The sequence below is a fragment of the Parendozoicomonas haliclonae genome (genome assembly GCF_900174585.1).
Lineage (GTDB): Bacteria > Pseudomonadota > Gammaproteobacteria > Pseudomonadales > Endozoicomonadaceae > Sansalvadorimonas > Sansalvadorimonas haliclonae.
Genome location: NZ_FWPT01000063.1, coordinates 1 through 434 on the forward strand (window position 1 = coordinate 1; position 434 = coordinate 434).

The 434-nt window shown below is 56.5% G+C and carries 1 pseudogene; it reads left to right on the plus strand.

The annotated features are described in order from the left end of the window. Positions 1–271: pseudogene (locus EHSB41UT_RS24260) on the plus strand (alpha-amylase); the annotation flags it as partial. Positions 272–434: the final 163 nt, after the last annotated feature.

The window sequence follows — 434 nt, forward strand, 5'->3', positions numbered from 1 at the left end:
GCAGATCTTTTACGGCGATGAATCCGCTCGTCCCTTCGGCCCCACCGGCTCCGACCCGCTGCAAGGCACCCGTTCAGATATGAACTGGCAGGACGTGAGCGTAAAGTCAGCCGCAGCCGTCGCGCACTGGCAGCGTATTAGCCAGTTCCGCGCCAGACATCCCGCCATCGGCGCAGGCCAACAAACCACGTTGACGCTAAAACATGGGTACGGTTTTGTACGCCAGTACGGCGACGATACGGTGATGGTCGTCTGGGCGGGCCGCCGCTAATCGTGGCGCTACCGGTCTCCTCGCGTACCGGTAGCCCCTTCAAAATAAAAAACTAACCTGATAAAAATTTGCAGCATAAAACATCAACACTACCGCCTGACCCCCATTTGCGCCCCGCCATTTGTAGCGTTATGGTTATCCACTTTGACAGACAGTTCGATAG